Source organism: Zavarzinia sp., assembly GCF_049306435.1.
Lineage (GTDB): Bacteria > Pseudomonadota > Alphaproteobacteria > Zavarziniales > Zavarziniaceae > Zavarzinia.
Genome location: NZ_JBAQRT010000246.1, coordinates 1 through 6,201 on the forward strand (window position 1 = coordinate 1; position 6,201 = coordinate 6,201).

Genomic DNA, 6,201 nt, shown 5'->3' on the forward strand with positions numbered 1-6,201 from the left:
CTTCGGTTTGCAGCACCACCTTTCGGCTCGCTGCGAGGTCGCGGTTTCTACTACCACCACCCCATCGTGTCAACCGGTTTTTTTCAAGTCCCGAAGAACCAAACCAACCGATCTTCACTGCAACACCAGAAGTTACCTCCCGGCGCTGCGAGGTGCGGCTTATACAAAACCCCGCCCCTTCGTGTCAACCGCTTTTTCGTGGCCCTCGCGAACCAGATCACCGGTCTTCACTGCAACACCAGAAGTTACCTCCAGGCACTGCGAGGCGCGGCTTATACCCAACCGCTCCAGCCCGCGTCAACCGCTTTCTTCTTCGCCTCTTCCGAGGGATCTGAAAGCCACCGCCGCCAGCCCCGCCTACAAAACCCAGTCACCCGGTGCCCGTCGGCGAGGCGCGGTTTGTAGGCCCGGGGCCGATGCCGCGCAAGCCTTAAATGAAGTTTTTTTGGCAGTGCCGCGAAGAGCCGCGGATTCCCGTCAGTTTCCGAGATGCGGCAGCAGATTGGCCCGGACCTGGCGCCACAGCGACTCGTCCACGGCCGAGAGAATCCCCCGACTCGTGCGATCGCAGATGAAATCCCGGCCATCGGGCCGCGCCGATTTCCCGCCCGCTTCCTGAACGAGAAGCGAGCCCGGGGCATGATCCCAGGGCAGGGTCCGCCAATAGAGCAGGAAATCCACCTGACCGCCGAGCAGGCGCAGATAATCGTGCCCGGCGCAGAGGGTGGAGCCGACATCGACGAAATCCCCCCGCCGCGCATCCAGCCGGTCGCGCCAGGGCTGATCGAGAAAGCGCGTCTGGGCCGCGCCCCGAGCCTCGGCCAATGGCGGCGCCTTGCCGAGTCGGACCCGCACGCCCTCGAGCCATGTGCCCCCGCCCGCTTCCGCGACCGCCATGTGGCGACCAAGCGCATCGTAAATCCAGGCGGCGACCGGCCGGCCGCACCGGAGCTGCGCCACCATCACGGCGAATTCCGGCCGGCCGGCGGCGAAATTGGCGGTGCCGTCCAGAGGATCAACCACGAAGACCGGGCCTTCATCCGCGAGACGGTCGAGAATCGCGGGATCGGCATGGGCCGCCTCCTCGCCGATCACGGTGCAGCCGGGCACCAGGCGGGACAGCCCCTCGGTCAGGCGGTCCTCGGCGGCGCGATCGGCGACGGTGACGACATCGCCCGGCGACTTCTCCTCGATCTCGTGATCCGCCAGATGGCGGAAGCGCGGCAGGAGTTCCGTCTCCGCCACGTCGCGGATGAGGCCAGCGATCTGTTCCAGCATGTCAGGCACCTTCAAATCTCCAACGCCATGTCCTTGCAGGGCTGGAACCCGGCCCGGAATACCGTCTTAATCGGACAGGTTCAGCTTCTGCGAGGCACGCGCATCATGGCACGCAATCTTCCCCATGTCGGCCTTGCCCTTGGCAGCGGCGTCGCGAGGGGCTTCGCCCATATCGGCGTGCTGCGCGCCCTGGAGGCCCGGGGGGTGCGGCCGGATGTGATCGCGGGCACCTCGATCGGCGCGGTGGTCGGCGCCGCCTATGCCGCGGGCAAGCTGGATATGTTCGAGGACTGGGCCCACAGCCTCGCCCGGCGAAAATTCTGGCGCTATCTCGACCCACGCATGTCGGGCGGCAGCCTGTTCGGCGGCCAGCGCCTGTCGGACCAGTTGCTGCAGCATCTGGCCGATGTCGATATCGGCGGCCTGTCCTGCCCCTTCATCGCCGTCGCCACCGATCTCGTTTCGGGTCACGAGATATGGCTGCGCGAAGGGCCGGTGGTGGATGCCGTGCGCGCCTCCTATGCCCTGCCCGGGATCTTCCCGCCGGTGGAGCGGCAGGGCCGCTGGCTGGTCGATGGCGCGCTGGTCAATCCGGTGCCGATCTCGGTCTGCCGGGCGATGGAGGCGCGCATCGTCATCGCCGTCAATCTGAACGCCGACAGTTTCGGCCGCGCCCGGGTGCAGAGTCCGGCGCCCGAGGCCGACGATATCCTGCAGGATATCGAGGCGGCGGAAGCCGAGGCGGAGGCGGCCGATCCGGCCAGGCCCCGTCTGCGCTGGCTGCCGGTGCCCCGCCCCCGGGGAAAGGGGAAGGTGAAGACCCCGCCCCGGCGCGATACCCCTGGCATCATGTCCGTCGTCGCCTCGGCCTTCGATATCGTTCAGGACCGGCTGACCCGCAGCCGCCTCGCGGGCGAGCCACCGGACGTGACCATCGCGCCCCGCCTGAACAGCTATGGCTTCATGGATTTCGACCGGGCGGAAGACATGATCAGCCTCGGCGCCGCGGCGGTGGAGCGGGCCTGGCCCGATCTTGACGAAGCCCTGGGCGGCCTCATGTAGAGAGGCGCTTGTTCAGGGCGGCGAGGCCCAGCGCGAGTACGAGGGCGAGAATACCCGCCGCCAGCATGGATTCGGGTGTCGTATCCAGCCGCTCGAACCATTGGGTATAGAGGTGGATGGCGGCGAAGATCGCGGCGCAGTTCAGGATCCAGCGGGCACCGGACAGTCCGGCCCGGATCCCGGCCACCAGCAGGACCAGCGCCCAGGCGATGGTGAAAGCGAGTTCGGGCACCACCAGCGGCTCGGTCCCGCCAAGATCGATGGTATCGCCCCACAGCGAGCCGACCCAGAAGCCGAAATTGGCGACGATCACCGCCGTCCCCGCTCCGACCCGCGGCAGGCGCCCGGCCGCCGGCCCGAGCACCCGCGCAAGTCCCACGAGGATCGCGGCGAGGGCCACCATGACGAGAATGGCGAGGCTTGAATCCGGCACGGCGAGACCATAGCCGCCCTCGCCCAGATAGCCGGCCTGCGCCCCGACCGCGCCCGAGACGGCGATCACGGCAAGGGCGGCCAGCAAGCCATTGCCCGCCACCCCGGCGCCGATCGCATAGACGAGGGCGACGATCAGAAAGGCGGACACGCTGAAATCGCCGGCCGTCAGCGCGCCGCCGCCGGCGATCAGACTGCCGGTGATGATGCAGAGCTGCGCGAGCAGGCCCCAGTCCGCGAGCCCGCCCCGCGCGATGCCAAACCCCGCCGCCGCGATCACGAGGCCGATCACCACCGCCGTTCCGGGCTGGGGCACGAGGGCGAGGGCGCCGGTCGCGACCGCCAGCACGCCGAAGCCGACCAATATATTGAACGCGAGCATGGAGGTGGTCTGCCGGCCGAGCAGGGAAAGGCGTTCCGCCTCCGCCGGGGTCAATTCGCCAGCGGCGACCAGTTGGTCGAGATCGAGGGTGACTTTCAAGATTTCAGCCATTTCGCCATGGCATCAGCCACGGCCATCGAGGACAGGAGATCGAGATGCCCGGTCTGGGTCACCAGCAGCCGGTCGGCGGCGGCAAGACCGAAATCATAGGCCGCATCGGCATGACGGCCAAAGGCGCTGTCGATCGGCACGAGACCATCGCCCAACATCCGGTCGGTCATGTCGCCGGGCGCCAACCCCAGGGTTCCGGCGACGGCATGGTGGCGAAAGGCGGGATCGAGCGGCAGCGGCCGCCGCTTCCGCCCGGCGGTCCGGTGAAAGCGGTCGCGGCCCCGCCAGTCTTCCTCGACGATATTGCCATGGCGAAGATCGGTGATCCCGGCCGAACGCACCCGGGTCAGCCGGCCGAGCGAGGCGAGGAAGGGATTGAGCTCGGCCATCGCCTGCAGCTGATGCGCGCCGCGCTCCAGCGGGGCGCCGTGATGGGGCGTGCCGAGATAGATCGCATGAGCGCCGAGCGACAGCCAGGACGCCCCCTGGCGCCGCCCGGCCACGATCGCCGCCCGGGTGACCAGCCCGCCCATGCTGTAGCCGAGGATGGACAGGCGGCGCAAAGGCACCGGCCAGTCGCGGACCAGATCATCGATCAGCGCCGACAGATCGGCGCCATTGGCCGAGACGTGACGCCCGGTGTTATAGACCACCGAGACCGGCGTCACGCCCGCCTCACGGGCCAGGAAGCGGCCATGATGATGGCCCTGGCGGTGCCAGAAGACATCGGCCATGCACAGGCCATGAACCATCAGCAGGAGATGGTCGGCGGCATCGCCCAGGATCCCGGCCGTGCCGGCCACGCCCGGACGCAGCAGCCGGCCGCGATGGCGAACATGCATCGGAATGGCGAGGGGATTGCCCCGCGCCTCCAGATGATCGCCGACCACGCCGTTCAGCGCGGCGACGGTGATGGCCCGGCCCGGCAGGTCGAGACTGCCATCGGGCGCCGCCGCCGGTGCCGGCAGCAGGGCGAGCCCCCGACCCAGCCCCTGCCCGACCGCGCCATTGATGTCACGGGCGAGACGATAGGCCAGACGGGCGAAGGCGGCCGGCGGCAACACCCCGCGAAACCAGATGGGTGTCAGGGCCTCGGCGATGCCGGCATGGCTTTCCTCGAGAAGAGCCAGCATCCGGTCGATGCCATCGAAGCCAAGACCCAGGGCCGCCTGAAGGTCGCGATACCAGGGAAACACCAACGGCATGATGGGAAGAAACAGCCTCCGATCAGCCGGCGGCGATGTAACGGCGGAGTTCGTCCGCTTCCATCAGGGCTTCATCGATGCGGCGCTTCACCACGTCGCCGATGGAAATCATGCCGACCAGCTTGCCCTCCTCGATCACCGGCAGGTGACGGATGCGCCGATCGGTCATCAGGGCCATGACCTCGATCACCGTGTCCTTCAGGTGGCAGGACACGACCTTGCCGGTCATGAAATCCTTCACCGGACGCTGCAGGCAGGTGCCGCCGCCCTGGGCGATGCCGCGCACGATGTCACGTTCCGACAGGACACCAACCACGCCACCGTCCATCGCCTTCACGATGACGGCGCCGATCCGGCGCGAATGCAGCAGGCTGGCGGTTGCTTCCAGCGAATCCTCGGGACCGACGGTAAAGACGTCGCTCCCCTTGTGTTTCAGGATTGATTCGACAGTCATGTCACCTCCCCCGGGCCTGTGAGCGACTTTTATCTTTTTTTCATGATGGGGGGGTGACCGACCCTTGCGCAAGCCTTCTGGCGCCGGGGGCCGAATGTTTTTTCAGGTGCGGTCAATGCCGGCCGGATGCCAGCAGACGGCCGGTCAGCTTGCGCGTGACAAAGCGGGGCGTGAAGCGGGGCGCCAGGGCGCCGATCTGGTTGATGAGGCCGGCGATGGCGACGACCTGACCCCGTTTCGCCGCCTTGTGACCGATATGCGCCACCTCGGCCGAGGTCATGACCGGCACCAGCCCCTTGGAGAACAGGGCATTGCCGGCGACATCGGCGACCTCCATGAAATTGGTCCGCGTCGGCCCGGGGCAGAGCGCGGTCACGGTGACGCCCGTGCCCTTCAATTCCTCCGCCACGGCTTCGGACAACGACAGGACATAGGCCTTGGTCGCGCAGTATACCGCCATGCTCGGCCCCGGCTGGAAGGCGGCGGTCGAGGCGACGTTGAGGACGATGCCCTTGCCGCGCGCGACCATGCCCGGCAGCAGGCCGTGCATCAGGTCGGTCAGGGCGGTGACATTCACCTGGACCATGCCGAGGGTCTTGTCCCGGCTGGCACCCGCGAAGGGGGAGCCGTCGCCGAAGCCCGCGTTGTTGACGAGGACATCGACCACGAAGCCCCGCCCCTCGATATCGGCGAGCAGGGCACGCGGCGCGGCCGGATCGAGCAGATCGGCGGTGATCACCGTCGCCGTGACGCCATGGGCCTTGGCGACTTCGGCGGCGAGGGCGGCCAAAGCGGCCTCGCCGCGGGCGACGAGGATCAGATCGTGGCCATCGGCGGCATATTCGCGGGCCAGATCGGCGCCGATGCCGCTCGAAGCGCCGGTGATCAGGGCCAGGGGGCGTTTCGTGGTCATGGGGTTCGCCTTCGCTCGCCGCCCGCCGCTGGCATCGTGGCGACGCGGACACTAGAATGGGTCTCGGGCCTGCGCATGCCCGCTTCCCGGTACAGGATCACGGAACATGGCTGCCGTCAGCGAAATCATGCTCGATATCGGGGGAACCTCGGTTCCCCTCGAAATGCGCACGGATGAACGGGCGCGGCGCCTGCTGCTGCGCGTCGACCAGCGGCGCGAGGTGGTGGTCCTGACCCTGCCGGCCCGGGTCTCGAAACGCGAGGGGCTGACCTTCGCCCGGGGCAACGCCGGCTGGATCGCCGCGCGTCTCGCCGGCCTGCCGCCGCGCATCGATTTCGCCCCGGGCGCGAGGGTGCCCCTGCTG

Annotated in this window: 6 protein-coding genes and 1 pseudogene; 2 read left to right on the forward strand and 5 right to left on the reverse strand. The window is 68.1% G+C overall.

Annotated elements, in window-relative coordinates; genetic code table 11:
• Positions 1-477 precede the first annotated feature (477 nt).
• The gene (locus WAZ62_RS14300) at positions 478-1,278 is read right to left on the reverse strand and encodes an inositol monophosphatase family protein (protein WP_422644217.1); all 801 of its coding nucleotides are present in this window, start codon (positions 1,276-1,278) and stop codon (positions 478-480) included.
• A 105-nt stretch (positions 1,279-1,383) separates the two neighbouring features.
• Between WAZ62_RS14300 and WAZ62_RS14305 the strand changes: the two genes are divergently transcribed.
• Positions 1,384-2,340: a patatin-like phospholipase family protein gene (locus WAZ62_RS14305; protein WP_422644212.1), complete on the forward strand. Its 957-nt coding sequence runs from the start codon at positions 1,384-1,386 to the stop codon at positions 2,338-2,340.
• On the opposite strand, the gene WAZ62_RS14310 is transcribed toward WAZ62_RS14305, so the two are convergent.
• The 4 genes from WAZ62_RS14310 to WAZ62_RS14325 form a co-directional block, all read right to left on the reverse strand.
• A complete protein-coding gene (locus WAZ62_RS14310; protein WP_422644213.1) occupies positions 2,333-3,265 on the reverse strand; it encodes a hypothetical protein in 933 nt (310 codons plus the stop codon). The genes WAZ62_RS14305 and WAZ62_RS14310 overlap by 8 nt on opposite strands.
• On the reverse strand, positions 3,250-4,470 hold the full coding sequence (locus WAZ62_RS14315; protein WP_422644214.1) for an esterase/lipase family protein: 1,221 nt from the start codon (positions 4,468-4,470) through the stop codon (positions 3,250-3,252). Before WAZ62_RS14315 ends, WAZ62_RS14310 begins: the two co-directional genes overlap by 16 nt.
• 22 nt (positions 4,471-4,492) lie before the next feature.
• Positions 4,493-4,924, reverse strand: a complete 432-nt coding sequence (locus WAZ62_RS14320; RefSeq protein WP_422644215.1) for a CBS domain-containing protein — start codon at positions 4,922-4,924, stop codon at positions 4,493-4,495.
• Positions 4,925-5,036: 112 nt separating this feature from the next.
• Entirely contained in the window at positions 5,037-5,837 is an 801-nt protein-coding gene (locus tag WAZ62_RS14325; protein WP_422644216.1) for an SDR family NAD(P)-dependent oxidoreductase, read from the reverse strand.
• Between the two features lie 106 nt (positions 5,838-5,943).
• Here WAZ62_RS14325 and WAZ62_RS14330 point away from each other — a divergent pair.
• Positions 5,944-6,201: pseudogene (locus tag WAZ62_RS14330) on the forward strand (M48 family peptidase); the annotation flags it as partial.

What these genes read in the sequence shown, in the direction of transcription:
- WAZ62_RS14305 (WP_422644212.1), top strand. Translation starts at nt 1,384, where the DNA reads ATGGCACGCAATCTTCCCCATGTCGGCCTTGCCCTTGGCAGCGGCGTC.
- WAZ62_RS14325 (WP_422644216.1), bottom strand. Translation starts at nt 5,837, where the DNA reads ATGACCACGAAACGCCCCCTGGCCCTGATCACCGGCGCTTCGAGCGGC.
- WAZ62_RS14310 (WP_422644213.1), bottom strand. Translation starts at nt 3,265, where the DNA reads ATGGCTGAAATCTTGAAAGTCACCCTCGATCTCGACCAACTGGTCGCC.
- WAZ62_RS14315 (WP_422644214.1), bottom strand. Translation starts at nt 4,470, where the DNA reads ATGCCGTTGGTGTTTCCCTGGTATCGCGACCTTCAGGCGGCCCTGGGT.
- WAZ62_RS14320 (WP_422644215.1), bottom strand. Translation starts at nt 4,924, where the DNA reads ATGACTGTCGAATCAATCCTGAAACACAAGGGGAGCGACGTCTTTACC.
- WAZ62_RS14300 (WP_422644217.1), bottom strand. Translation starts at nt 1,278, where the DNA reads ATGCTGGAACAGATCGCTGGCCTCATCCGCGACGTGGCGGAGACGGAA.